The organism is Sphingomonas sp. SL1004, assembly GCF_057815015.1.
Map to the genome: position 1 here is coordinate 1949060 of NZ_JBYMUX010000001.1, position 25818 is coordinate 1974877.

Annotated in this window: 22 protein-coding genes; 14 read left to right on the top strand and 8 right to left on the bottom strand. The window is 63.5% G+C overall.

Annotated elements, in window-relative coordinates; all coding sequences use genetic code 11:
* Positions 1–38 precede the first annotated feature (38 nt).
* The 4 genes from AC3D24_RS08760 to AC3D24_RS08775 all read left to right on the top strand — a co-directional run bounded on the left by AC3D24_RS08760 (position 39) and on the right by AC3D24_RS08775 (position 4077).
* Positions 39–1271 carry a sigma-54-dependent transcriptional regulator gene (locus AC3D24_RS08760; protein WP_489029869.1) on the top strand — a complete coding sequence of 411 codons (1233 nt, stop codon included), beginning with the start codon at positions 39–41 and terminating at the stop codon, positions 1269–1271.
* Positions 1261–2457 (top strand): sensor histidine kinase, encoded by a 1197-nt coding sequence (locus tag AC3D24_RS08765; protein WP_489029871.1) that lies wholly within the window; start codon positions 1261–1263, stop codon positions 2455–2457. The genes AC3D24_RS08760 and AC3D24_RS08765 overlap by 11 nt, the downstream gene beginning before the upstream one ends.
* 246 nt (positions 2458–2703) lie before the next feature.
* The gene (locus AC3D24_RS08770) at positions 2704–2922 is read left to right on the top strand and encodes a hypothetical protein (RefSeq protein WP_489029873.1); all 219 of its coding nucleotides are present in this window, start codon (positions 2704–2706) and stop codon (positions 2920–2922) included.
* 120 nt (positions 2923–3042) lie between these two features.
* The gene (locus tag AC3D24_RS08775; RefSeq protein ID WP_489029875.1) at positions 3043–4077 is read left to right on the top strand and encodes a potassium channel family protein; all 1035 of its coding nucleotides are present in this window, start codon (positions 3043–3045) and stop codon (positions 4075–4077) included.
* Positions 4078–4153: 76 nt separating this feature from the next.
* Here AC3D24_RS08775 and AC3D24_RS08780 read toward each other — a convergent pair whose 3' ends face one another.
* Positions 4154–4636, bottom strand: a complete 483-nt coding sequence (locus AC3D24_RS08780) for a TIGR02594 family protein (protein ID WP_489029876.1) — start codon at positions 4634–4636, stop codon at positions 4154–4156.
* Between the two features lie 82 nt (positions 4637–4718).
* Positions 4719–5279 carry a GDSL-type esterase/lipase family protein gene (locus AC3D24_RS08785; protein WP_489029878.1) on the bottom strand — a complete coding sequence of 187 codons (561 nt, stop codon included), beginning with the start codon at positions 5277–5279 and terminating at the stop codon, positions 4719–4721.
* Between the two features lie 118 nt (positions 5280–5397).
* On the opposite strand from AC3D24_RS08785, the gene AC3D24_RS08790 reads away from it, so the two are divergent.
* The 10 genes from AC3D24_RS08790 (at position 5398) to katG (ending at position 16568) form a co-directional block, all read left to right on the top strand.
* Complete coding sequence (locus AC3D24_RS08790) at positions 5398–5886, top strand: metallophosphoesterase family protein (RefSeq protein WP_489029880.1); 489 nt, start codon at positions 5398–5400, stop codon at positions 5884–5886.
* Between the two features lie 630 nt (positions 5887–6516).
* Complete coding sequence (locus tag AC3D24_RS08795) at positions 6517–7446, top strand: galactosyltransferase-related protein (protein ID WP_489029882.1); 930 nt, start codon at positions 6517–6519, stop codon at positions 7444–7446.
* On the top strand, positions 7443–8516 hold the full coding sequence (locus AC3D24_RS08800; RefSeq protein ID WP_489029884.1) for a glycosyltransferase: 1074 nt from the start codon (positions 7443–7445) through the stop codon (positions 8514–8516). The genes AC3D24_RS08795 and AC3D24_RS08800 overlap by 4 nt, the downstream gene beginning before the upstream one ends.
* On the top strand, positions 8513–9439 hold the full coding sequence (locus AC3D24_RS08805; protein ID WP_489029886.1) for a polysaccharide pyruvyl transferase family protein: 927 nt from the start codon (positions 8513–8515) through the stop codon (positions 9437–9439). The genes AC3D24_RS08800 and AC3D24_RS08805 overlap by 4 nt, the downstream gene beginning before the upstream one ends.
* Positions 9436–10359, top strand: coding sequence for a glycosyltransferase family 2 protein (locus AC3D24_RS08810; protein WP_489029888.1), 924 nt, complete (start codon positions 9436–9438; stop codon positions 10357–10359). The genes AC3D24_RS08805 and AC3D24_RS08810 overlap by 4 nt, the downstream gene beginning before the upstream one ends.
* A 69-nt stretch (positions 10360–10428) precedes the next feature.
* On the top strand, positions 10429–10749 hold the full coding sequence (locus AC3D24_RS08815; protein WP_489033111.1) for an HNH endonuclease: 321 nt from the start codon (positions 10429–10431) through the stop codon (positions 10747–10749).
* A gap of 109 nt (positions 10750–10858) precedes the next feature.
* Positions 10859–11734 carry an SDR family oxidoreductase gene (locus AC3D24_RS08820; RefSeq protein ID WP_489029890.1) on the top strand — a complete coding sequence of 292 codons (876 nt, stop codon included), beginning with the start codon at positions 10859–10861 and terminating at the stop codon, positions 11732–11734.
* Positions 11735–12288: 554 nt separating this feature from the next.
* Positions 12289–12954 (top strand): dihydrofolate reductase family protein, encoded by a 666-nt coding sequence (locus AC3D24_RS08825; protein ID WP_489029892.1) that lies wholly within the window; start codon positions 12289–12291, stop codon positions 12952–12954.
* A 190-nt stretch (positions 12955–13144) separates the two neighbouring features.
* Complete coding sequence (locus AC3D24_RS08830; protein WP_489029894.1) at positions 13145–14035, top strand: hydrogen peroxide-inducible genes activator; 891 nt, start codon at positions 13145–13147, stop codon at positions 14033–14035.
* A 307-nt stretch (positions 14036–14342) separates the two neighbouring features.
* Positions 14343–16568 (top strand): catalase/peroxidase HPI, encoded by a 2226-nt coding sequence (gene katG, locus AC3D24_RS08835; protein ID WP_489029896.1) that lies wholly within the window; start codon positions 14343–14345, stop codon positions 16566–16568.
* A 387-nt stretch (positions 16569–16955) separates the two neighbouring features.
* Here katG and AC3D24_RS08840 read toward each other — a convergent pair whose 3' ends face one another.
* From AC3D24_RS08840 to AC3D24_RS08865, 6 genes are all read right to left on the bottom strand, one after another.
* On the bottom strand, positions 16956–17945 hold the full coding sequence (locus tag AC3D24_RS08840; protein WP_489029898.1) for an amidohydrolase family protein: 990 nt from the start codon (positions 17943–17945) through the stop codon (positions 16956–16958).
* Positions 17946–18286: 341 nt separating this feature from the next.
* Entirely contained in the window at positions 18287–19456 is a 1170-nt protein-coding gene (locus tag AC3D24_RS08845) for a pyridoxal phosphate-dependent aminotransferase (protein ID WP_489029900.1), read from the bottom strand.
* A gap of 29 nt (positions 19457–19485) precedes the next feature.
* Entirely contained in the window at positions 19486–21873 is a 2388-nt protein-coding gene (locus AC3D24_RS08850) for a TonB-dependent receptor (RefSeq protein ID WP_489029902.1), read from the bottom strand.
* Between the two features lie 135 nt (positions 21874–22008).
* Positions 22009–23238 (bottom strand): dipeptidase, encoded by a 1230-nt coding sequence (locus AC3D24_RS08855; RefSeq protein ID WP_489029904.1) that lies wholly within the window; start codon positions 23236–23238, stop codon positions 22009–22011.
* Positions 23235–23702: a hypothetical protein gene (locus tag AC3D24_RS08860; RefSeq protein WP_489029906.1), complete on the bottom strand. Its 468-nt coding sequence runs from the start codon at positions 23700–23702 to the stop codon at positions 23235–23237. The genes AC3D24_RS08855 and AC3D24_RS08860 overlap by 4 nt, the downstream gene beginning before the upstream one ends.
* Before the next feature lie 17 nt (positions 23703–23719).
* Positions 23720–25810 (bottom strand): penicillin acylase family protein, encoded by a 2091-nt coding sequence (locus tag AC3D24_RS08865; protein ID WP_489029908.1) that lies wholly within the window; start codon positions 25808–25810, stop codon positions 23720–23722.
* Between the last annotated feature and the right edge of the window lie 8 nt (positions 25811–25818).

Here is a 25818-nt window from a genome sequence, read left to right on the forward strand (position 1 = left end):
ATTGTACCAAGTGTCCGTTTCCGGACACTATGACAGCCATGTCAACCGAATCGCATATCCTGGTCATCGACGACGATCCCGACATCGCCAAAGCCGCGCGGCTATTGCTCGAGCGGCACGGCATGCGCGTCTCGACCGCGGCGAACCCGGAGGCGGCGTGGGTGCTGCTCGCAGGCGAACCGATCGATGTCATCCTGCTCGACCTGAATTTCGCGCGCGGCCGGACGACTGGCGAGGAAGGGTTCGCAATGCTCGACCGACTGATCGCGGCAGACGCGCGAGCCGTGGTCATCGTCGTCACCGGGCATAGCGGGATCGCGGTCGCCGTCCGGGCGATGCGCAGCGGCGCGACCGATTTCGTGATCAAGCCCTGGAACAACGAACGCCTGTTGACCACGGTCGAACGCGGACTGGCGCTGCGCCGCGCAAAGCTGGAGACCGCGGCGACACCGCCCGTCCACGACGGCATCCTGCTCGGTGAAAGCCCCGGGATCACGCGCGCGCGCGACCTGATCGCTCGCGTCGCGCCGACCGCGGCGCCGATCCTGATCCACGGCGCACCGGGCACCGGCAAGACGCTGATCGCCCGGCTAATTCATCAGGCGTCGCCACACGCCGGCCTACCGTTGGTCACGTTGGATGCCGAGGCTGCGGACGCCGCCGTCATCGCCGAGCGAGCCGCGGCGTCTGCTGGCGGGATGCTGGTTATCGACCATATCGACCGGTTGCCTCGTGCGCTTAACGGCGTCCTGCTGTCAGCGCTCGATGACATCCGCGTCATCGCGACCACGCGCATCGACCGAGCCGGCGTTCGCGCCGCGATCGGCGAAGACCTGCTCGACCGGGTCGGTACGATTGAAATCACGCTCCCGCTGCTCGTCGATCGCGCGGGCGATGCAGTGCTGCTCGCACGCCATTTCCTCGCACTGTTCGCCTACCGCCACGGCAAGCCGCTCGGACCGCTCGATGCGGACGCGATGCACGCGATCGCGGCGGATCGCTGGCCCGACAACGTCCGCGGCCTGCGTCAGACAATGGAGCGTGCGGTCCTGCTCGGCAATGGCGAGACTTACGCAATCGGCGACCTCCTGCGTTCGCCCGACACCGCAGAGCCGCAATCGGGCACACCCGATTTGTCGCTCGCACGCAACGAGGAAACGCTGATTACCGCAGCGCTCGAACGCCACGCCTTCAACGTCAGCCGCGCCGCCGCACAGCTCGGGCTGACCCGCGCGGCGCTCTACCGCCGGATGGCGCGCTATGGCCTCTGACCGGACGCGCGCGGCGGTACGCACGCTGGTGATAGCCGCAGCCGGTGCCTGTAGTGCGGTTGCAGCCACGCGCGGCCTGTACGCCACCGCATTGCTCGCCGCGATGATCGCGATTTGGATCGCCGCGCTGAACCTGGTCGACACTGGTTCGCGCTTAACGATGCCGGCGGCGCCAATCCCGCCCGTGTCTGCCGGAGAAGAAGAGCGGCGGCGTCTGAACGCGTATCTCGATTTGTCGCCTGCGCCCTTGGTCGCGCTCCAAGACGGCCGGTTGCGCGCCGTCAACCGCGCCGCGCGGCGATTGCTCGGCGCAGGCGACCTCGTCGCCGATCCTCCCGAGGGACTCGTTACCGCGCTCGCCGACACTCGCCCCGGCCGCACCGCCACGATCGTGATCGGGCATGACGCCGACATCCGGAGCTTCGCGCTGGCCACCGGCGACCTCGCGCTCTCAGGGCGGATGACGCGGATCGGCGCGCTGATCGACATCGACGCCGAACTGAAGGCCGCCGAGGCCACCGCGTTACGCGAACTCGTCCAGGTTTTGAGTCACGAGATCGTCAACGCCCTCACCCCGATCGCCTCGCTGGCCGAGACCGCGGTGGTGATGCTCGACGATCCTGACCCGATGCTGCCCAAAATACGCGACGCGGTCGAAACCGTCGCGCGCCGCGCTGTCAGCCTGCACCGTTTCGGCGAAAGCTACCGCGCCTTGGCGAGGCTGCCGGCCCCCTCGACGGAACGGATCGCTTTGACCGGATTCGTCAGCGATCTGACGGCGCTGTTTACGACGCGATGGCCGACGATCGCGTTCACGACCGACCTTCTGGACGCACCGGCCTATCTGCTGGCCGATCCGGATCAACTGACCGCAGCACTTTGGGCGGTGTTGCAGAACGCAGCCGAGGCGTTGCACGACTCGTCCGATGCGCGGGTCACCCTAATCATCTCCGCCTGTGTCGGCCGAACCGAGTTCACGATGACGGACACCGGCCCTGGTATTTCGGCCGACAACCAGGCCGACATCTTCCGCCCCTTCTTCACCACCAAGACCGAGGGCACGGGCGTGGGTCTGGCTCTTGCGCGGCAAATCTTCCGCGGTCACAACGGCGATCTCAGCCTCACACATTCTCTACCCGGTAAAACGCGGTTCGACGGCACAGTTCCTTCCAGTCCAACCACCTAAACAGGCGTCAGCGAATACTAATGCATTGAACACATCAGTTAAATCGGAAGACCCGGTTGTAGACATTCAGACTGACCTGCCCGCTTCCTAACTTCGGCCATTCATTCATCTCAATCGTAGGCTGATATTCGCGATTTCAATCAGCGACGCTTTAGATGACGCGAGGCGTCCAGCGCACTTTCGGACGCAGCAGATCGTTATCAACATATGGCAATCCAGCCGCTAGACTTAAGAATGAGACATGACATGCGATTTGTTCAGATCGAGATCCTACCGCAAGGCAAGGCACTGGTAGATATTGACAAGCTGACCCATGCGGTGCCCGAAGGTACTGGGTCACGCTTGTTCCTTGGAGCGCAGCACCTCGACGTGCCCCATTCACTGGCGGAGCTCGAGAACGTCCTGGCTGGTCGCGAGCGAACCGACGATGGCGCAAACAGCACCGCGGGGTTCGGCGTCCGCTAAGCCGACACGACGTCGGGCGTTCACACACGTTTGACCTATCAGCTCTGGTCGCCAGCTCACGATGCCTAAAACGTGTTCGACAGCCCTTCCGGTCGGTCGGAACCATGCGTAGACCAAGACATGATCCGTCCCCAACGACGCAGCTTTACCCTGAGACGGCGCGGTAGAACGCCGGTTTGGCTCAGGCTGCTATGGCGGGTGGGACTAGCCGGCGCGCTCATAGCTGTTGCACTGTTCGGTCACTGGTTCGACCGCGACGGGCTGCGCGATAACATCGACGGCGCGATCAGCTTTCTCGATGTGCTCTACTTTACCATGATCACGGTCACCACCGTCGGCTATGGCGACATCGTGCCCGTGACGACCCAAGCGCGCATGTTCGACACGTTCGTCGTCACGCCGGTCAGGCTCTTCGTATGGATCATCTTTTTGGGGACGGCGTATGACTTCCTGCTTAAAAATGTCTGGGACCGGTGGCGCATGACCGTCATTCAGCGTCATCTTCATGGTCACGTCGTCGTCGCCGGGTATGGCACTAGCGGCGCCGAATCCGTAGACGAGCTCGTCAAGCGTGGTGCGGATCCCGAGACAATCGTGGTCATCGACGATCGGACTGTCGCGCTCGACGCTGCCGAAGCGCGAGGAACGACCGTGATGCAGGGCGATGCGACCCGCAATGCGGCGCTGGAAGCCGCACAGCTCGCCCGTGCGCGTGCCTTGATCGTCGCGGCCGGGCGGGACGACACGTCAATCCTAATCGTCCTGACCGCGCGGGGACTGGCCCCACGGGTACCCATAAGCGTCGTCATAAAGTCGCATGACAACGAGGCGATTGCACGGCAGGCCGGGGCCGACACCGTGATCAATCCGGCAAGTCTGGCCGGTGTCCTGTTGGCAGGATCGACCCACGGCGCGCATATCGCGTCCTATCTGGCGGATCTCGCCGCGGCTGATGGACAGGTCGTCTTGCACGAACGGGCGGTGACCTCGGCAGAGGTGGGCTTCCCATTGTCGGAGATCCGTACCGGTCTCGGCCACCGTATCTACCGGGGCGATCGAAGCTTTGGGTTCTGGGAGGCGGAAACGCACCGGCTCGAACCGGGCGATCTCATCGTGGAGGCCGTGCGGCGGGTTCATGCCGAACCCGCCACTTGAACAACCGCTTGCCGATACGGTCTGTGGCGGCAGGATCTGGCTTTACTGTGCGCCTTGCGAACCAGCGCCTCGTGCATCAGGCTTCATCGGTAGAAATCGGCTTCCTTGCTGCCATCTGGACCGGCTTGCCTATCACGGGGCGGCCGGCTGGCCATCGGCGCGCGATGCAGCGATCCTTCGCTAGCCGGGCTACGGTTACCGCGTCGCCCTGATTGCCGCCGAGGACATGATACGCGGTCGCGTCTTCGCCGACGTAAAAACCGACATGGCCACCGCCCGGGCGCTCGAACACCAGCACGGCACCCGGAGCCAACCGCTCCGGCCGCAACGCTAATCCCCATGTCGACCATGACGTTGCCCGCACCGCGATAGACGCCGGCTCGATACCGTCTTCCTGAAGGCAATATGCAACGAACACGCCGCACCACGGGACGCTATCGGCATTGTAGACCAAGCCCAGCACCTTCGTACCAAGCCGCTTTGCCCAACCCAGGATCGTTGCGCTGTTGGCTGATCCGGCAGCTTCCTTCGTGCCTAGCTTCGTACGCGCCGTTCTCAACCACCTCGGCTCTGTCACGTTAGTCCACTCGGCTTTGCGGCTGATATGCGGAGATATCCGCGGTCGCATTCAAACGCGGGCACTATACCATCTTCTCCACCGTTGGCAGCATCGCCGCGACCACGGCTGCAATCGCCTTGGCGTTGGGATGCACCCGGTCCATCAGCACCATGTCAGCACGTCCCAGCGCCCCGGGCGGAAAGAATGGACAGATCGTCACACCGTGTTCGGCAGCCAATCCCGCGTGGATCCCCAGATATGCAGCGGCGCGATCGCGGATGAACGCCGGAGGATCGACGGTCGTCAGCAACACGGGAATGCCACAACTGCTGAGGCTCAGCAGGATCTGCTCCAGTTGCGCTCGAGTAGAAGCCGCCGGTACTTGCCGCAGGACGTCGTTCGGTCCGACCTGAACGATGGCGAGCACGGGCCGCTGGTCGAGGGCGGACAGCAGGCGAGGCAAGCGCCGCAGGACGTCAGCGGTGGTATCTCCCGACACCCCGGCGTTCACCACGCGTACGTCGGGACCTACCTTGTGCAGCGCTGCCTGCAGCTGGGCCGGAAAGCTATCCGCAGCCTGAAGGCCGTAACCGGCAATCAGGCTGTCGCCGATTGCCAGGAGTAAAGGTCGATCGGTTGTCATGCGCTGCTGCGAGATAGTTCACGTTCGACGCAATATAAGACGTTCGGCTTCCACGCCGAACCTTTCACGCTGGCGCTCGTTCTTCGGCGATGAAATGCAAACGGACCTTGCGGCTCTGATGAGCGTATTCTTCACGGCCGATACGCATTTCGGCGACCATCGCACCATCAATATCTCCCGCCGACCGTTTGCCAACACGGCCGAAGTGGACGAGGCGATGGTTAAGCGCTGGAATGCCGTCGTCAGCCCGGACGACGTGATTTGGCACTTGGGAGACGTAGCACGTCGCCCGACGGATGTAGCCGAATTGCTCGCTCGCCTGAACGGGACCAAACACCTGCTACGTGGCAACAACGACCCCGATGCGACGCTAGCGGCAGAGGGGTGGACGAGCGTTAGTGATTACGCGGAAATCGATCTGGATGACCGACGACTCGTTCTGGGCCATTACCCGTTCCGAAGTTGGAATGGGCAACGCCGTGGTGCCTTGAACCTGCACGGGCACAGCCACGGACGGTTAAAGCCAATGCCGCGCCAGTTTGACGTCGGTGTCGACGGTCACGACTTCACGCCGGTCCGGCTCGACAGCCTGATTGGAGCGCGCTGATCGCGCTCGCGGAACGCTTCGGACGGCAGACCCACAGCCGGACGTTCGCGCGCCCTTTCCCGCACGTAACTTCGGACGGCCGTTCATCGTCTCGATGTGACAGATTTCCCCCTCCGCGTTCTATTAGCGCGCGCGCGATCCGTTGCCCGTTCCTGGAGGCGCCGCACCGTGGCTACCCCTCGGCGAAAATCCTGTTTGCGGCACGTCTGTCCGACGAACGGATCGTCGATGATGTCGCGGCATCGCTAACCGAGCTTCTCACGGCGGAACGGCCGGATATTTTCTTCGGGCCACTGTGCCTCGCGCAACCATGTCGATCATCACGTCGTTCTGGAGGCGATCCGTCGGCCCTGTGCTGATCATACCGTATTGCTCTGAGAAGACTGGCCTTATGCCGACCGCGTTGCCCCGACGCCCGCAGTCGTTGAACACCTTACTCCCGAAACGCGGGCACGGCGGATCGCTGCCCCCGCGGCATATGAGTGGCAACTCGGTTTCGAGTTCGGCGGTGCCGGGGCGATGATTGAACGAACCGAACGGATCACCGAGGAACGAATCTACCCGCTTCACGCGCTTTAATCGACCTGCCACCGCGGCCGCGCATTCCCTAATTCCAAGCAGAGCCATCATATGACCGAAGTTTCCGTCGTCACCCTGGGCAAGGGACGTCCAGACCATCTCGTCAATGTCGTCCGCGGGCTGATGCGCCAGACGCTGATGCCCAGCGAACTGATCGTCGCAGTCATGCAGAACGAGCTGTACGACTTGCCAGAGGCGCCGTTCCCGATCCGCCAGATGCAGGTTCTGGCCGACGCCCTTCCCCTTGCCTCCGCACGTAACGTCGCGGCCGGCGCGGCAACCGGCGACGTCATCGTTTTTCTCGACATGGACTGTATCCCGACGCCCACATTGTTGGCCGATTATGCCGGGTTCCTCGCCACGTTCGACGGGCTATTGATGGGCGAGGTTCTGTACCTGCCGGGCGGCGCGACTGACGGGGACTGGCAGTATGACCGGTTCGCCGAGATCGCGGTGAAGCATTCGGACCGTCGCGGTCCCCCGCCGCAGGGCATCGAGATCTGCACAGACTACCGCTGTTTCTGGTCGCTCAATTTCGCGATGTGGCGGACGACGTTCCTCCGTCTCGGCGGGTTCGACGAGCGCTATGTCGGCTATGGCGGCGAGGATACCGATTTCGGCAAGGCGCTCGACGAGGCCGGCGTTGCGATCGCGTGGATCAAGGGCGGTCTGGCCTATCACCAATATCATCCGCACCACATGCCGCCGGTGCATCACCTCGACAGCGTCGTTCGCAATGCCGAGCTGTTCGAGACCAAATGGGGCTATCGGACGATGGGCCATTGGCTTCAGGCGTTCCGCCTGATGGGCTTGATCGACCCCACCCCGGGTCGGCCGATCCGTATCCTCCGCCGCCCCGACGCCGCCGATCTCGCGCTGACCGGCCAGCAGAGCCATCAGCCCTACGCCAATACCGCGACCGTCATCCGGCTGCTCGAAGACCGGCTGGCGGCAAGCGAGAGAGCCGCGGCGGCCGAATGAGAATCGCGGTCCTCTGCCATGTCCGCCAGCCTATCGCGCAGCCGTTCGCCGGCGGGATGGAATCGCAATGCTGGCATCTGGCGGCGGGTCTCCAGGCGCGCGGCCATGACGTGGTACTGTTCGCCTCGGGGGACAGCGATCCGCGATTTACGATCGATGCCGTGATCCCGGAGCATTACGAACGCACCTTTCCGGGGGCCGAGCACCGTGGCTTCGCGCCGCTGATCGCGCATCTCGACGACGGCTATGCCGCGGCCTGCGACCGGATCGCCGCCGGTAACTTCGACGTGGTCCATAATAACAGCCTGCATCGCTTCCCGCTCGAGCCGGCGCGGACCGCCGCGGTCCCGACCGTTACCTCCTTGCACGTCCCGCCCTACGATGCGCTTCGCTGGTTCGTGCACGCCAGCGTCACGCCGATTCACCGCCTGACCGCGACCTCGGCCCACCAACTCGCCGCCTGGTGGCCGGACGGCCCGCCACGCGAAGCCTCGGTACTCCACAACGGCATCGACCCCGACGCGTGGCCGTTCGTCACGCAAGGCGATGGCAGCGCGATCTGGTGCGGGAGGATGACGCCCGACAAGGCGCCCCATCTGGCAGCGCAGGCGGCCCAGATGGCCGGCGTCCCGCTCACGCTATTCGGACCGATCGAGGATCGCGGCTATTGGGACGCCGACGTCGCGCCGCTGCTGGATGGCAGCATTCGCTATGGCGGGCATCTGGAGGCATTGGCACTGGCAGTGGAGATGGGCCGCGCTTCGGTGTTCGTGTTCACGCCGTGCTGGGACGAACCATTCGGGCTGGTCGCGGTCGAGGCGATGGCATGCGGCCTGCCGGTAGCGGCTTTCGACCGTGGCGCGCTGCGAGAAGTCATCGGCGAGACAGGGGGTTTCGCGCCGCCCGGTGATGTTCCGGCGCTGGCCGACGCGATCACTGCGGCTATCCAACGTCCCCGCGCTCTGCAACGCGATAGGGTCGAGACGGCCTTTACCCGTGATCGGTGGCTCGATCGATGCGAGGACCTTTACCGTGACGTGGTCGGTCACGAACTAGGGCAGCGCGCATGACGGCCAGCGACCATCTGGGAGAGCAACGCGCGCTACTTACCGCATTATACCGGACGCATGTCGCGCCTGGTTCTCGCTATGCGCTGGTCGACTTTCCGGATCATGCGAACGTCGGCGACAGCGCTATCTGGCTCGGTGAACTCGCCATGCTGCGGCAGGTGACGGGGCGCGATCCGTGTTACGTTTCGACCTGGCACGATTTCGATCTCGATGCCTTTCGTGATGCCTGCCCTGACGGCGTGCTGTTCCTGCATGGCGGCGGAAACCTTGGCGACATCTGGCCGCATCACCAGCGGTTCCGCGAGGACATACTGGCGCGTGTGCGCGATCGAGCGGTCGTCCAACTACCGCAGTCGATCCATTTTCGCGTGCCTTCCGAGGTGGATCGGTTCGCCGCGCTCGTCGCAGACCATCCCGACTTCGTCCTGTACGTCCGCGATACGCACAGCCTGGACTTCGCACGCGAACATTTCGCCTGCTCGTCGCACCTCGCCCCTGACTCGGCGTATGCGCTCGGCAAGCAATCGCGCGACGCGGCCCAGTGCGACGTGCTGATGCTGATGCGCACCGACGACGAGCGGCGAGGCTATGCGCTGCCGTCGGCCGATCCACCGACCGTCGTCGATTGGCTTGAGGATGACACCGATCTACCGGTCGGTGGCGACGCCACCGAAGCCCAAGCCATCGCACGTGTCGACCGCGGACTGCGGTTGCTCGCACGAGGCCGGATCCTCGTGACGGACCGGCTGCACGGTCACATCCTCGCCGACCTTCTAGGAATTCCGCACGTCGTTCTCGACAACGACTACGGCAAGATCGCCGCATATCTTGATGCCTGGCCTGCCCCGGACGCGAGCGTGACGAGGGCCTCGACGATCGAACACGCCATGATTCTTGCCAAGCAGCTCGTCGACGCAAAATGACTGCCGCCATCGACGTCAGCCTGCTCGTGTGTACGCGCAATCGCGCCGGCTCGCTGGCGGCGACGCTAGAGTCCGTGGAGCGCGCGGCAGCGTATGCCAGAAACACGACCGTGGAGGTCGTTCTGGTCGACAACGGCTCTGTCGACAGTACGCCGCAGCGACTGGCGGAATGGCGCGCGCAGCAGACCTTCCCGGTCCACCTCGTCCACGAGCCGCATCCCGGGCTCGCCCACGCGCGCAACACCGGGCTTGCGCGCTGCACCGGGCGCATCATCGTGATGACGGACGACGACTGTGTCCTGCATCAAGACTATTTCGTTGCCGTTCGTGCCGCGTTCGAAAGGGCCAGCGGGCCGGCGATCATCGGCGGTCGCATCCTGCTCGGCAACCCGGCTGATCTCCCCGTCACGATCAAGTTGGAGGACCACCCCATGGTCGCGCCGTCGCGCGGGTTTCCTGGCGGGTTCATCATGGGGGCAAATCTGGCGTTCACCGCGGCTGTCCTGCGGTTGACGGGATGCTTTGACGAACGGTTCGGGGCCGGCGCGCCCTTCGTGTCCGCGGAGGATACGGATTTCCTGTTCCGTGCCGCCGGCCTCGGCGTCGCGATACTCTACGACCCGCTGATGGTCGTCGATCATCATCACGGGCGCCGCCATATCGAAGACGAAACCCGTTTGCTGGCGGGCTACAGTTTCGGCGACGGCGCGCTCTACGCGAAATATCTCGTCTCCGACCGACGCGCGCTTCGTGCCATCGTTGAGGATATTCTTGCTGTTCGCTTCGACTGGACACGGCGCGTGAACACGCATGCCGGCATCAAGCGGTTCTACTGGTTCCGGCTACGCCATAAGGCCCGGGGCTTCACCTACTTCTGGTGGATCCTCCTCCGGCGAAACATGTCACGCTTCACCCGATAAGCTCTTGAACCTGCTGTTCTTTCGCCCACGATCGACCATATTCGAACGATGGGCGGACGTGTGAAGCGGATGGCAGGACTATTGGCGGCGGAGGCGCGGGCGAGGGCTGCCGAAGACACCGGGCGATGCGGGCTGTGCGAGCGGCCATTGGGGCGAAAGGTGGAATGGCATCACCGCATTCCGAAAAGCCGGGGTGGTACGGAGGTCATCCCGGTTCATCCGATCTGTCACCGTATCATCCATGCCAGTGTCTCGAACCAGGATCTGGCGACGACGTTCGCGGATCTCGATGTTTTGAAAGCGCGCCCGGATATCAGTCGCTTCCTGCGCTGGATCGCCGACAAGCCCGCGGACTTTCACGCCCCCACCCGCCGCGCCGATATCCGCTAGGCGCATAGACCTCGACGATCGATCGGTCGTCATCAACGGACTTCGAAGTAGGCGGCACTTAACGATCGGAGGACCGTTCCTACAGCGACCGAACAGCAGGACGCTTTCCATGACCGATGATCCGCGCACCAGCCACCCGACGAGCTTTCCCGGCGAACCGCAGCAGCCGCGCCCTGGGCTCGTCGCCGACATGAAGACCAAGCCCGACCACGGTGAGGAAAGCTATGTCGGCAAGGGGCTTCTCAAGGGTAAGGTCGCGCTCATCACCGGTGGCGATTCTGGCATCGGCAAGGCGGTTGCCATCGCCTATGCGCGAGAAGGGGCGGATGTCGCGATCTCGTACCTCGCCGTCGAGCAGGACGACGCCGAAGATACGCGTGCCTGGGTCGAGAAGGCGGGACAGCGATGCGTATTGCTGCCGGGTGACATTCGCGACCGGGATCATTGCATCACGCTGATCGAGCGCACCGTCAGCGACCTTGGCGGGATCGATATACTGGTCAACAACGCCGCAGCGCAGACGATGAACGAGGATCTAAACAGCATCGACGACGACGAGATGCAGGGTGCGTTCGCAGCCAATGTGTTCGCGATGATCCGTCTGGCGAAGGCCGCGGCACCGCATATGAAGCCAGGGTGCGCGATCGTGAACACCACCAGCGAGCAGGCCAAGGTCGCGACGAAGAGCATGATCGTCTACGCCGCCACCAAGGGCGCGATCTCAAGCCTGACGGTCGGGCTGTCCAATCTGCTCGTTGCGAAGGGTATTCGAGTCAACGCTGTGGCGCCCGGCCCGATCTGGACGCCGATCCAACCGATCGCGAAATCGCCGGAAGAACTGGAGACGCTTGGCCAGGATACGCCTTTGGGTCGCGCTGGTCAGCCTGCTGAACTTGCTCCGGCGTATGTCCTCCTCGCGTCGGCAGAGGGAAGCTACATGACCGGCGCCGTGATCGCTGTCACAGGTGGCGTACCGATCAACTAACAAACGGGCGGGTGCTTAGGCGCACATCCATCGATGCTGTTAAGAGTTCGCCCCTTCGGCCGACGCGCGGCGCGCGCGTGCTCCCGCGTGAAATCGCCAACACCGCGGTCGGTGTGGCAAAACCGGTCCCAGTGGCGGAAATACAGACCGTAGTTGCAGCCGTAGAGTTCGTGGTGCCGCTGGTGATGGCTGGCTGCGATCAGCCTTCCACATCTTTTTTCAAACCCAAATGCAGCGTACACTTGCCGCCTAGAAGCTACCCTTCAGCCCACTAGTACCCGCCCGGTTGGCCGTTGCATGCCCCTCACACCGACGCGGAAAGCGAAAAACCCATAGACCAGCATTTGCGGCCCGCGGCTTCATGCTTTGGAGAATATCGTACATCTACCGACGCCCTATTTCCTTCACAGTTGCAGACGTTGAGCAGGCCGCATTTGCATCCTGAATGCAGTCGTTCATTCAGGTCACGCGGAGTCGCGATTGTGCACTTGCTGCGTAAGTCGTTCCAATCGAGAATAGAGATCGCCAGGGCATCCAATGAAAGGACTCGATCCATGCGTAAGTTAACCGGTGCAGCGTTCGTATCGCTTGACGGCGTGATGCAAGCACCTGGGGGCCCTTCAGAGGATCCGACCGGGGACTTTGGCCAAGGCGGCTGGGTCTTTGGTATCAGCGACGATGTGATCGATCCAGTGCTAGGGGAGCTGTTCAATCCGCCTTACGCGCTGCTTCTTGGTCGACGGACCTACGATATCTTTGCAGCCTACTGGCCGTTCGTCGAAGGCGAGATGGCAGGCATGGGTAGCGCTCTGACTGCTGCCGAAAAGCATGTCGTAACGCATGGCGATCAGCCGCTGGGCTGGGCAAACAGCTCTCGCTTGGACGGCATTGCCGCCATCCGAACCTTGAAGGATAGCGACGGTCCAGATCTGCTGATCCAAGGCTCCTCAACGCTCTATCCTCCACTGCTCACTGCCGGACTAATCGACGAGCTGGTGCTCATGACCTTTCCAGTCGTGCTAGGGACAGGCAAGCGCTTGTTCGGCAATGGTTCGTTTTCAGGCGCGCTGCGCCTGCTCGACCATCGAGTTGGCGCAAAAGGCGTGATCGTCACACGCTGGGCACAGGCCGGACAGGTTCCGACTGCGGACCATCCTCGTCCCAGCACCAGCGCGGCTGAGGCTGAACGCCAGCGGCGGATGATCGAGGGGACGTGGTAATCCCTAGATCAGCAAGTCGCCCCAGACCAACCTTCGGTCTTTTAGGCTGATTCCGCGGCATCCCAACTGCGGCCTTTGGTTCAGCATAAAATTGCCGCGCCGTTTTGCGAACCTGTGCTGGCTGCGGGCTATCGTGATGTTCGGGTGAATCTTCAGGCATTCCTACGCAAATTGCACTAGGATTGGCCTTGTGCCTAATGTCGTAACTCCGTCGCTGCGCCAACTGCGCTACCTGGTAGAACTTCGTGAGACCGGCCATTTTGGTCGAGCCGCGACGGCCTTGGGCGTCGGGCAATCGACCTTGTCGTCGGGCATCGCCGAACTCGAGCGGCTAATCGGGATGCAGCTCGTTGAGAGAACGCAACGCTCGCTGCGGTTCACCGATATTGGTGAGGCTTTTGTCCTGAGAGCGCGGAGCGTACTCGACGCTACATCAGCGTTGACCGATTTCGCCCTCGCCGCAGCAAAGCCTCTTACTGGCACCCTTCGCCTCGGCATCATTCCAACGGTTGCGCCATTTCTCCTGCCGCGCGCACTCGGCGCCTTGCGAGCAGAGTTCCCGCAGCTAAATTTACACGTCCGGGAGATGACGAGCGAGCGTGCCTGTGCCGAACTGTATCGCGGTGTTCTGGACGCGGTTATTCTCGCGCTACCGTATGATTGTGGCAAGGTGGACTATGTCGAGATCATGCACGACCCATTGTTGCTTGCGACTCCGCGGCAGGGGGTCTCACCATTGCTCGACCCACAAACCCTCCTGCTGCTCGAAGACGGGCATTGCCTGAACGATCACGGCTTGATTGGATGCGGCCTGCCAAAGGCCCGTCCCTCGGCGATGGTAGCGACATCGCTTCATACGCTAGTGGAGCTTGTAGAAGCAGGTCTGGGGACGACCTTCCTGCCCCAAATGGCCATAGACGCCGGACTGATAGACGGTCGACGAATTGACACGACGCCACTGCCACTAAGGGCGGACCGGAAGGTCGTACTGGCTTGGCGCGTTGGCAGCGGCCGGGGGGACGACATGCGCGCCTTGACGCAAACGATCCAGAATAGCCTGCCCTTCGATACCAACCGTTAGACAACTGCGTAGGCGTCGCAGCAGCAAATCCGCCACACCGAGTTGGCATGCCAAGGTGGCTTTTGAGAAGGTTCCGAGTCGGCATGTGATCAAAGGTGTCTAGGAGCCTGCAGCGAGACATCCATCGCCTCATTGGTATCACCGCCGACAGCATGGCGGCTGCACGCGCCGTCAAACAGATTGCTAGAAAGCCGTCGTTGATCGAGTAATATGATCGATCTTTCCCGAATAATCGATTGGACAAATGTCCTTAGATTCCTGCATCCTGATCGTAATACTATCGCACCTATCGAGAGAGGACACCGAGATGGCCGATTACGAACAGCCCAAGAGCAGTGGTTGCCCAATGGGTCCGAACGGTGGCGGCCAGGTCAAGGCCCGCTCGCTGCTCGGTCGCACGAACAAGGATTGGTGGCCGGATGCGCTGCCGATCGACATGCTGCACCAGCACGGCGTTTCGCCCGACCCGATGGGCGAAGAATTCGACTATGCCGAGTCGTTCCAGCAGCTCGACTATGCCGCATTGAAGGCGGACCTGACCGCGCTGATGACCGACAGCAAGTCCTGGTGGCCTGCCGATTACGGTCACTACGGCCCGTTCATGATCCGCATGGCGTGGCACGCCGCCGGCACCTACCGCGTGACCGATGGTCGCGGCGGGTCGTCGTCGGGCCAGCAGCGTTTCGAGCCGCTCAACTCGTGGCCGGACAACGGCAACCTCGACAAGGCACGTCGCCTGTTGTGGCCGCTGAAGCAGAAGTACGGCAAGAACATCAGCTGGGCCGATCTGTTCATCCTCGCCGGCAACGTCGCGATCGAGAGCATGGGCGGACCGATCTTCGGCTTCGCCGGCGGCCGCAAGGACGTCTTCGCCTCCGAGGGCGACACGTTCTGGGGTGCCGAGGAGCTGTGGGTCAACGAGGGTGCGCAGACGCGTATCAGCGAAGACATGCCCGAGCTCGAAGGGCCGCTGGCTGCGATCCAGATGGGTCTCATCTACGTCAATCCGGAAGGCCCGGGCGGTGATCCGAACCCGCTCCTGTCCGCGCGCGACATGAAGGCAACCTTCCTGCGAATGGCGATGAACTCCGAGGAAACCGTCGCGCTGACCGCTGGCGGCCATGCTTTCGGCAAGTCGCATGGCGCCAAGCCCGCCCCGCATTTCAAGGCACCGTCTTCGGAATCCGTGCACATGCAGGGTCTCGGCTGGCTGACCGACAGCGAGGAGATTGGCCAGGGCCACATCACGACCTCGGGTATCGAGGGCGCATGGTCGAACAACCCGACCAAGTGGACCGGCGATTACCTGCGCCTGCTGTTCAAGTACGACTATGAGCTGACCGAGAGCCCGGCCGGCGCAAAGCAGTGGCAGCCGGTCAACCCGGCACCCGAGGACATGGCACCCGACGCACGCGATCCCAACAAGCGCGTGCCGACGATGATGACCACCGCCGACATGGCGCTGAAGATGGACCCCGAGTTCCGCGAGATCGCGCTGCGTTTCCGTGACGATCAGTCGGCACTCGACGACGCGTTCGCACGCGCCTGGTTCAAGCTGACGCACCGCGACATGGGTCCCCGGGTCCGCTACCTCGGGCCTGAGGTTCCGGAAGAGACGCTGATCTGGCAGGATCCGGTTCCCGAGGGCACCGCGCCGTCGGACGCCGACGCCGCTGCGTTCAAGGACGCCGTGCTGTCGAGCGGGCTGACGATCGGCGAGCTGGTCAAGACCGCCTGGGCGTCGGCATCGAGCTATCGCCGGTCTGACCACCGCGGTGGTGCGAACGGTGCGCGCATCGCGCTGGCGCCGCAGAAGGACTGGCCGGTCAACGAGCCCGAGCAGCTGAGCAAGGTCCTGACCAAGCTCAACGAGCTGCGCGGCGACATGTCGCTGGCCGATGCGATCGTGCTGGCCGGTTCGGCAGCGGTCGAGAAGGCGGCGCGCGATGCCGGTCACGACGTGTCGGTGCCGTTCCTCGGTGGACGCGGCGATGCGACGCAGGAGTGGACCGATGTCGAGAGCTTCGTATGGATGGAGCCGCAGGCCGATGGCTTCCGCAACTACCTGAAGACGCGTCATCCGGTGAAGACCGAAGAGCTGCTGCTCGACAAGGCTTCGCTGCTCGGCCTGTCCGCGCCGGAGATGACCGTGCTGGTCGGTGGCCTGCGCGTACTGGGTGCGAACTTCGGCGATGCGCCCGAGGGCGTCCTCACCACGCGTCCGGGCCAGCTGACGAACGACTTCTTCGTCAACCTGCTCGACAACGACACCTTCTGGGATCTGGTCGATACGTCGAGCGACGAGAAGTTCATCGGCTACGATCGTGGTGGTCGCGAGAAGAAGTGGCAGGCGACCCGCACCGACCTGATCTTCGGCTCGAACTCGCAGCTGCGCGCGACCGCCGAAGTGTATGCCGAGAACGGCCACGAGCAGAAGTTCGTTCGCGACTTTGTCAAGGCGTGGGTCAAGGTCATGAACGCTGACCGCTTCGACGTCACGGCCAAGGCTGTATCGTCCAACCAGGCGACGTAAACTACGTTGGCATGCGGATAGGCCGTGTTGATCTGGGCAATGTTCCAGAGGACTATGGCTTATCCGCCGCTGGCCGGAGTTACATGATGTAAAATCCCATCATCTCGCTGTTTGTTGCTGCCGGTTTAAATATCCATGCTCCAGCAGATATTGTTACGGTCATTTGTACAATTCACTGTAACCTTGGTCCGCCAGCCCATCGGTAGCTGCGCTCGATTACATTCTGAGCAATACCGCCTACGGCCATAATAGACGTGTACGGTCTAGCCAGGCAGGGTAGGTGACCCAGTTCCGGTCGCTCACCTTGTCCTAGCAGCTTCCTTAAACCCGCCGCCCATTCAGCTTGGCTTGCCGACGTCATGCATCTTCGAATGGGTGCTGTCTGGCCTAGTTGCTTGCCGCCCCAGTCAGTCGTTCCCAGTTTGCATAAGCGAGCCCGCGTCGCGCCGCATCGTCGAGGTCGACGGTCTCGATGAACCGCCGCGGCTCGCCGCCTGGACGATACTGGTAGGGAAAGTCGGTCGAGAAGAGCAGGCGATCCGGCCCGACGATCTCCAGGCAACGACTGAGGTACGGCTCGCTCCACATGCCGCTACCCGTCACATAAAGGTTGCGACGCGCGTACTCGCTAAGTGGCCGATCGAGCTCAAGGGCGCGGCTCAGGACGGCGGCAGTGCGCTCGAGATAGAATAGTACCACCTCGCCCCAGTGGCCGAGGATGATCTGAAGGCCGGGAAGCTGGTCGAAAATCCCTGCCGCCGCTAGTCGCACCCATTCCAGCCCTGCCTCATAATGCCAGCCCAGGCCGAAGGCGGCGAGTGCGAGGTCCGCCCGCTCACCGATCCCCGAGTAGCTGGCCTCGCGGACCGCCGGCGACGGGGTCTGGGGATGAATAAAGAGCGGGACGCCGAGTTCCGCCGCCTTCGCGAGCATAGGCCTGAGGGCGGGATGGTCGAGATGTCGGTCGCGCGTGCGCCCGCACAGCAGTGCACCCTTCAAGCCGAGATCGCGGACGGCACGCTCAAGCTCGCGCGGCGCAGTCTCTGGATCGGAGGTCGGCAAGGCCGCGAAACCCTGGAAGCGACTGGGATGCCGGGCGCACGTCTCCGCAATCAGATCGTTGACGCGGCGGGCCGCCTCTACGGCTGGCCCGGGCTCCAGATTGTGAAGTCCTGGCGTGGTGAGGGAGAGCACCTGTATGTCCACGCCCTGCTCGTCCATCAGCGCCAGACGACCTTCGCCGAGATCGGCTAGACGATCGCCAGTTTCGCCCCCGTCCGCGATGGCAGATACCGGGTCGTGTGGCGGCGGGGCAGACGCCCAAGCCTCCCGGACGTTCAGCGGGAGAATGTGTTCTTCGATCGCAATCAGGCGCATAAATGTCTCGCAGTTAGTCCGCCGATAACTGCTGTCCATGGCGCAAGGTTTCCGAGGTTCGTGTTAGCCTCGCGTGTCAGAAACGGTGGGACATCCCCTCACGGGATCACCGTTGAACCTATCGGTCGTCCTGGCCCATAGTCGGTCATTCGCGGGGCAATTCTCGTTCCCAAAGATCGGCCACTCGTTCATGTTGAGGCGTTCGCTGAATTCGGGGAGTACTGCCAGGGGACCCGGTCCTTGGCAGCGCAGAACGAAAAATTAGTTACGGACTTCTCGGAGGCGACCGTTAGTAAACATGCATGCCGCACGGGGGACGTAGCCCTAATGCATGATGTGACTCAGGCCATCACCTTGTCCAGCGCCATACAGAACGCCTTCATTTCAGGCATCGAGCCGACCGTAACTCGTGAAACCGTCGGCCAGATGGGCCACGACCGCCCAATCTCGATGCTCTGCGTACGAAATGCAGTTTGCACGTCCTTTGCCGAGCGCGTTTTCCAATCGATCATAAACATGTTCGCGTTGGTCGGCTTGACGACGATGTTCCGTGCGCGGAGGTGATCGAGCGCTATCCCCCGCGCCTGGACCATCTCGGCGCGGCGCGCGGCGAGCAGCGGTGCCGCGACCAGGCTCGCCGTGGCGCACGCCAGCGAGGGCAGCGGCAACGCACCCGACTGCATGCCCCCGTCATAGCGGACCATCTTCGCCAGGATGTCCGGCCGCGCCATCGTGAAGCCCATCCGCATGCCGGCCATCCCGAAGATCTTCGAGAAGGTGCGCAGCACGATCACGTCGCGTCCTGCCGTCACCAGCGGCGATGCCACCGGCACGCCCGCAAAGTGCGTATAGGCCTCGTCCACCAGCACGATCGAGCCGGTAGGCTTGTTCGCGATCAGCCATTCGATGTCGGCGATCGGCGTGATCGTCCCGGTCGGGTTGTTGGGCGTGCAGATGTAGTACAGCCCCGCGTTCGGATCCGCCGCGAGCATCGCGCGGACGTCATGTGCATATTCGGCCGTCAACGGCACGCGCTTGACCGGCGCACCGAGCCAGTCCGCGGTTCGCCCGGCAAGCTCGAACGTGGGATCGGCGGTCACCAGACCCCGTTGCGGCGAACAGAAGCTGACGATCGCGCGCGACAGCGGATCGCTCGAGCCCGGCCATGGCGCGATGTGATCGTACGGCACGCCCTCGACCGCCATCACCGCCTTGAGGAAATCGTTGCGCTCGTCCTGCGGCGCATAGCGATTGCTGTTGGCGATGATCTTCTGTGCCGCACGCTGGCCCGGCAACAATGGCCCGGTCCAGCATTCGTTCGCGCCGATCCGCACCTTCGCAGTTGGTGCAGGATCGGGCACGCCGCCCGACGCCCAGGCCGGGCGCCCGAGCGATGCCGCCACCGCGCCTGCGCCGAAAATCCCCGCGACCCGCGCGAGTTGTCGCCGCGAATAGCCGCGGTCGAGCAGGTCGGCGCTGGCTTCGTCGGTGAAAGAGGTCCGTTCGGTCATGGCAAAATCCTCGCTGGTAACGGATCGGGTCACAGATCGACCGACAGGCTGAGCTGTACGGTCCGCGGGCTCAAGGGGCGGAACAGACCATCGCCGGTGATCGCGGGCGAGATGAAGGAGAGTACGTCCTTGTCGAACAGATTGTCGACGTTGACCCGGATCTTCGCGTTCTTGATCGGCCCCAGCGAGAAACCGTCGCCGATATCGGCATAGGCGGAGAATACCGTGAAGCCGGGAACGGACGATCCCGCACTGTTATCGAACGTCGAGAAGCGCTTGCTCGTATATTTCGCGGTCAGATTGGCAACCAGCCACGGCGACGGTTCGACGGTGATGCCGCCCGAGACGATCCACTTCGCGCTGTCGGGCAGGAACTTGCCCTTGGTTCGATAGGTCAGCGTCGGACTGGCAACGATGTCATCTTCGAACTGCGCGTGATTGTACGTCACGTTCGCGTTGAAATACGCGAACCCCTGCAACGCGGTCGGCTTGAAGTTCGCCAGCAGTTCGGCGCCATATGCCTTCACGCTGCCGACATTCTGATAGAAGGTCTCGGTGACGTTGCTCGTGCCCGGCAGGATCGAGGTGATCGACTGGATTCGATTGTCGAACTTGGTGTAATAGCCCGTCAGCGACGCGAAGAACTGCGACCGTGTCGTGCGGACGCCCAACTCGATGTTCTTCGAGCGCTCCGGTGCGGGTGCCGCGACGAGCGCCGCCGAGCTGTTCAGCGACACTGACAGGATGTCGTCCATCCCCTTGGGCAGCGCCATGTTCTCCGCATAGGACGCGAACAGCTGCGAGCGACCATCGGGCAGCTTGAACAGGATGCCGGCGGTCGGCAGGAAATAATCCGAATAATGCGCGCGATTATATTGCGGGCCCCAGCCAGCGACCGCGACACCGTTCACAACCCGCGCATAATCGTTGAAATCGCGGTAGCCGCGGTGCTGGTAATCGAGATCGAGCATCTTGTTGCCGAGATCGAGGATGAAACTGTCCGTCAGCGAAATCCGGTCGCGAATGTAGAGCTGCGTCGTCTGGCGTTCGGTGCGGTAGTCGCGGCGCAGATACACGGGCTCGCTGTAGAGCGGGTCTGCCGCGGGCGAGCCGCCAACCGTGTTGTAGCGCAGCTGCGTGCGGCGGTATTTGTCCTGCTCGGCCCAGATTCCTGCGTCGAGCGCATGACGACCGACGTCGGCGTGAAGCGACTGGACAATCCCGATCCGGTCGCCACCGACGCCCGATACGCCGAACTGCGTACCCCGCGGTGCCGTGAGCGCGATCCCTACCGCGGCTTGCTGGCGATAGCGGGTGAGCGAGTTGGCGTAGCTGTCCGGCGACACGCCGTAGCCGTCCTTGTCCTCCCAATAGAGCGTCGTCTCGGCATACACGTTGTCGGCGATCCCCGCGTGGAAGGTCGCTCCGTACAGTTTGTCTTTCCGCACGTTGATCGCGAGGTTGGAGACGTAGGTATAGTTCGCGTTGGAATATTGCGGACCGCCCGCGACCGGCGCGTAGACCGGCACCGTCCCCAGATAGCCGCGATACCGTCCGACATGGCCGGCGAGATCGGGCGTGGTGGAATTGTATTCGGCGCGGGTCAGCGACGGGGAATCGTAATCGAAGAAGTCGTTGGCGACGAACTTGAACCGGGCCCAGCTGGAGCCGCCGAGATCGACGTGCGCCATCGCCTCCCAATGCTCGCGGTCGACCGAGCCGGCCCCGCGCCAGAGATCGGTATCGAGCTTGGTGCGGCTGACATACGCCTTCAGCGGACCGACGCGGCCGGTGCTGACGCGCACGAACGTCCGCTTCATGTCGAAGTCGCCGAAGCTTTGCGACACGAACACGCCGAGGTCCTCCTGCGGCTCGATCGAGCGGTAATTGACGATTGGACCAAGCGAGGAATAGCTCGGCATCGTCACCCCGCCTGCGCCCGGCGAAGCCTCGACCACGCCCAGATTCTCGTTGTCGACATAGCGGAATACCGGGCTGCCACCGAATGCGTCGCTGCGCCCGGTCGGGATGCCGTCGACGATGAAGCCGATCTGGTCGAGGTTGAACGCGCGCACCTGGACGCTGTTGCCGAATTCGTAGAGGCCGAGCGCACCATCGGTCTGGACGTTGAAGCCCGGCAGCGACTCCAGCATCTTGAGGCCCGAGATCCCCGAGGGCGCGGACAGCAGCGCCTCGCGCGTGACCGCCACCGTGCTGGTGACCCGGTCCTGCCCGACCGCCTCGTCCGCCTGCGAGATGCGACGTCCGCTGACGACGATGTCCTGGCCGGCCTCCTCCGTCGTCGCCTGGGGCTCGGCAGTCTCGGCCGATGTCGCCTGAGCCTGCGCGGTCGTTGGCACGGCGAAAGCGATCAGCAGCGCGAGGGCGGTACCGGTGGAATAGCGGGCTGTGTTCACTGCAAGGCTCCCTTTATGGCCGGCGAACCGGCCGTTGAGTGCCTTCAGACCGACCGGCCACCGTCTAACGGCGTCCCGGTCCCCTCCCCTTAATTCAATCCGCGGCGGCCTTTCTGCGGCTCGCCGGCCTTGCGATCACTGCGTCACGGGTATTACCGGTTTCACACCCGGCTCGGCCAGCCGCTGCGCCGCATCGAGCACGCGCAGCGCGTTGCCGCCCCACACTTTCGCCACGTCCGCCGCGCTGAACCCGCGTGCGAGCAACGCCGCGGTGATCTTCGGATAGTCCGTCACGTCGTCGAACCCCTCGACTCCGCCGCCGCCGTCGAAATCGCCGCTCATCCCGACATGGTCGATCCCAGCCACCTCGATCGCGTGGAGAAGGTGCTTCATCACGTCGTCGAAATGCGCTTTCGGCACCGGCCATTTCGCGTCGATTGCTTTCCGCCCCGAGACCAGTTTTCGGCGATCCGCATCGGTCATCTTCTCGAAGTCGATGCCGGTCATCAGCGTCTTAATCGCCGCATCGCGCTCCGCGATCTTCGGCTGCGGCACCATGTAGCCGTTGAACGCATTGACTTGGACCACGCCGCCCTTCGCCGCGAGCAGCCGGAGGTCGGCGTCGGTCACGTTGCGTGGATGGTCGAAGATCGCGCGGACGCCCGAATGCGACAAGATGATCGGCGCCTTCGACAGCGCGATCATCTGACGCAGCGACAGGTCCGAGCTGTGCGAGGCGTCGATCACGATCCCCAGCCGGTTCGCCTCCGCGACGAACGCGCGCCCCTTCTCGCTCAGGCCGTTCCATTCGGGCGTGTCGGTGGCGCTGTCGGCGAGGTCGTTGTTCTTGAAATGCGCGGGGCTCATCATCGTCACGCCGAGCCGCTGGAACGTCCGCATGAGGCTCAGGTCCGCCTCGAACGGATAGCCGTTCTCCATGCTCATGAACACGAACCGCTTGCCGCCCGCGACCGCCGCGCGCGCCTCGGCCGAGGTCGTCACCAGCCGGAACACAGTTGGGTGCGCCGCAACCATCTCGCGGATCTGGACGGCACGGACCAGCCCGGCATCGCGCGCGGCGCGGTCGCCGTCGGGCGTGCGCGGCCCCTGCCCGATATAGATCGCGAAGAACCCGCCATCGACGCCGCCCTCCACCATCCGCGGATAGTCGACCTGATCGCCCGTCACCGCGACGTCGTGGCGATCCATGATGCTCCACCCCGCGCGCCCGAGATTGGCCGGCGTATCGAAATGCGTATCGAGCACGATCGCGCGCTCGTGCACCGCGCGAGCCGTCTTGGGATCAGGCGCCGCGCCGACGATCAGCGGTGCGGCAAGGAGAACGGTGACGATCTTGCGCATCATTTTACCCGATCGAACCATTCGAGGAACGCCTTCGACTTGCCGTCCGGCGCCTTGCCGATGCCCCAGCGCACCAACGACTTTCCGTCCTTTGCAAACCGCCAATATTGCCCGACGATGACGTCGCCGTTCTTCTGCTCAAGCACCTGCAGCGTATCCGCATCGAGCGGCTTGATGCGGATCTCGTTGAAGCGCGCATTGTCCATCGGGCTGACGCTATCGTCCAGCGTCGCGACGAAATCGTTGATGTACGGCGTCTCGGGCCGGGTCGTGTTGACCGCGTGATAAATGAGCTTGTTCGGCTCGAATTTCATCTCGATCGTCAGCTTGAAGCCCTTGGGAAACTTGCCGTCGCTCCAGTAGCTCTTCGCCTCGTTCGATACCCAGGTCCCACTATGCGCATCCTTTGCCATCGCCGGGGTCGTCATCACCGCGGCCAACACCGCCGCCATCCAGAATTTCGTCATTCGCCGTCTCCCCAGAGCTAGAATTTGGTCGTCTCTTCGACATGCTTCTCGACTTCCGCGCGCGTCGTCCAAAGCGTCCGGAACGTCTTGTTCGCGAGGTAGGGAAGCTGGTCGGCCTTGTGCCTCGACCCAGGCTGGCTCGAATTGCCGTAGCTCATCAGCCCGACCGCCTTCATCGGCGTGCCGAACTCGACCATCGAGACCCAGGTCTCACCATGGACAGGCGTGCGCTGGCCGTTCTTCATCGGCCCCCACGTCATCGTCCGGAACACGCCGGTATTTCCGAACCCGCCATTCCCCGGTAGGTCGATCGCGCCGAGATGGAAGCGCGAGACCTCACCGAACGGCCGATCGACCGCGCCGTACAGCGTCCGCGTCTTCGCCACCGCCGCCTTCAGCATCGCCAGCGCCGCCGTCGGATCCTTCAAGCCCGTCGGCGTCTCGAGCGGCCGGTCCGCCGACCACGTCTCGCGGTAGTTCTTGAGCGTCGTGAAGTTGGTCGGCGAGAACAGCAGCGCCCAGGTCTCGAACAACAGCGCACCGCGCGCGTCCGGTTCGAACCGGTGGTCCCAGCCTTTCAGCAACGCCGCCGCGCTTTTGAGTTCGGGGTCGCCGCTCGCTTCCGCCAGCGGCACGAGTTCGGGCAGCAACCGGTCCGCCATCAGCGACCGCGTCGTGACCTTCTTGGCGACGAAATCATCGAAGCTGATCTTCGGCCCCTCGGCGAGCAGCTTGACCGACATCTGCGCACGCTGGCTCATCGGCCCGCGCACCGCGACGTAAGCAGGGAACTTGGCGGGATCGAGCACCTGCGGCCATGTCGACACCCACGGCGGATCGTTCGCATTCTGGACAAAGCCGGACGCCGGATCGAGCACCTTGGGCAAATCGTCATAGCCGTGCACGTCGGTCCACAGGGTCTTCGACGTATCGCCCGCCACCGGCCGCGACCATGTCCTGAAATCGCCGTCCGGATGCTTCGGCAGGATACCATTGTCGAGATACAGGATGTGCCCAGCACGGTCGCCGTAGACGATGTTGAACATCGGCACCTGCACACGCCGCACCGCCCTCTGGAACTGCGCCCAGTCACGCGCGCGGCCCATCTCGTAATATTGCGAGAGCACGCCCGGCCGGCCGAGTCCCGCCACCTTCAGCGCGATCGTGCGCCCGTCTGGGGTCGCGAACACCGGACCCTGCACGCTCGATCGCTGCTCGAACGCGACCGTCTTCAGCGTACCGTCGGGCTGGCGCACCTTGAAGCTCTTGCCCACCGTCTTGAACGGCAGCGTCTTGCCATCGAAGCTGTACCCGCCGTCCGCCAGCTTCAGATTGTACGCGGTAAAGCCGAGGATCGTGTTGACCGTGTTGGTGAACCCCAACTGGTCGTTGAATCCGAACCGCAGGATCGGCAGCCCGACCTGCGTCGCGCCGTACAACGACAGCCCCGGCCCGTTCAGATGCGCCTCGTAATAGGTGAGTAGGCTCGGCGACCACGGCAGATGCGGGTTGGCGAGCAACAGGGTCTTGCCGCTTGCCGAGCGCGACGGCGCGACCGCCCAGGCGTTCGACCCGCCCGCCTCGTTCGCCTCCGGGTTCGCCAGCACCTTCTGTTCGGACGCGATATAGACGTAGTTCATCAGGCGGTGCGCATGCGCCATGACGTCGACGCCGCGGATCGGCAGCACCTGCAGCACGGTCGGATCGAGCGTCTCGCGGTGCGCCTCGGCATAGGCGTTGATGCCCGCAGCGAACGCATCTAGGTCAGCGCGGAACTGCGGCGTCTGCTGCGCGTACCAGCGCGCCGATCGCTCGGGCACGTCGTTGGCGATCAGCCATTTGTCCGACGCCGCGTATTTGTCACCCCAATATTCCGCCGCCCGCGCGCGCGCCTCGCCGTACAGATGCAGCAGCAGATTGCCGTGGCTCTGCGCCTGCGCATAGCCAAAGCCGTGGAAGATCCCCGCCTCGGTCTTCGCATAGACATGCGGCACGCCGAAGCTGTCCCACAGGATCTCGCCGCCTTTCGCGACAGGCGTCTTCGAGGTTGCGGCGGGTGCCGCCAGGCCAGCCGCGATCACGGCACTCACGATCATAAGGTTGCGCATGCTCATCC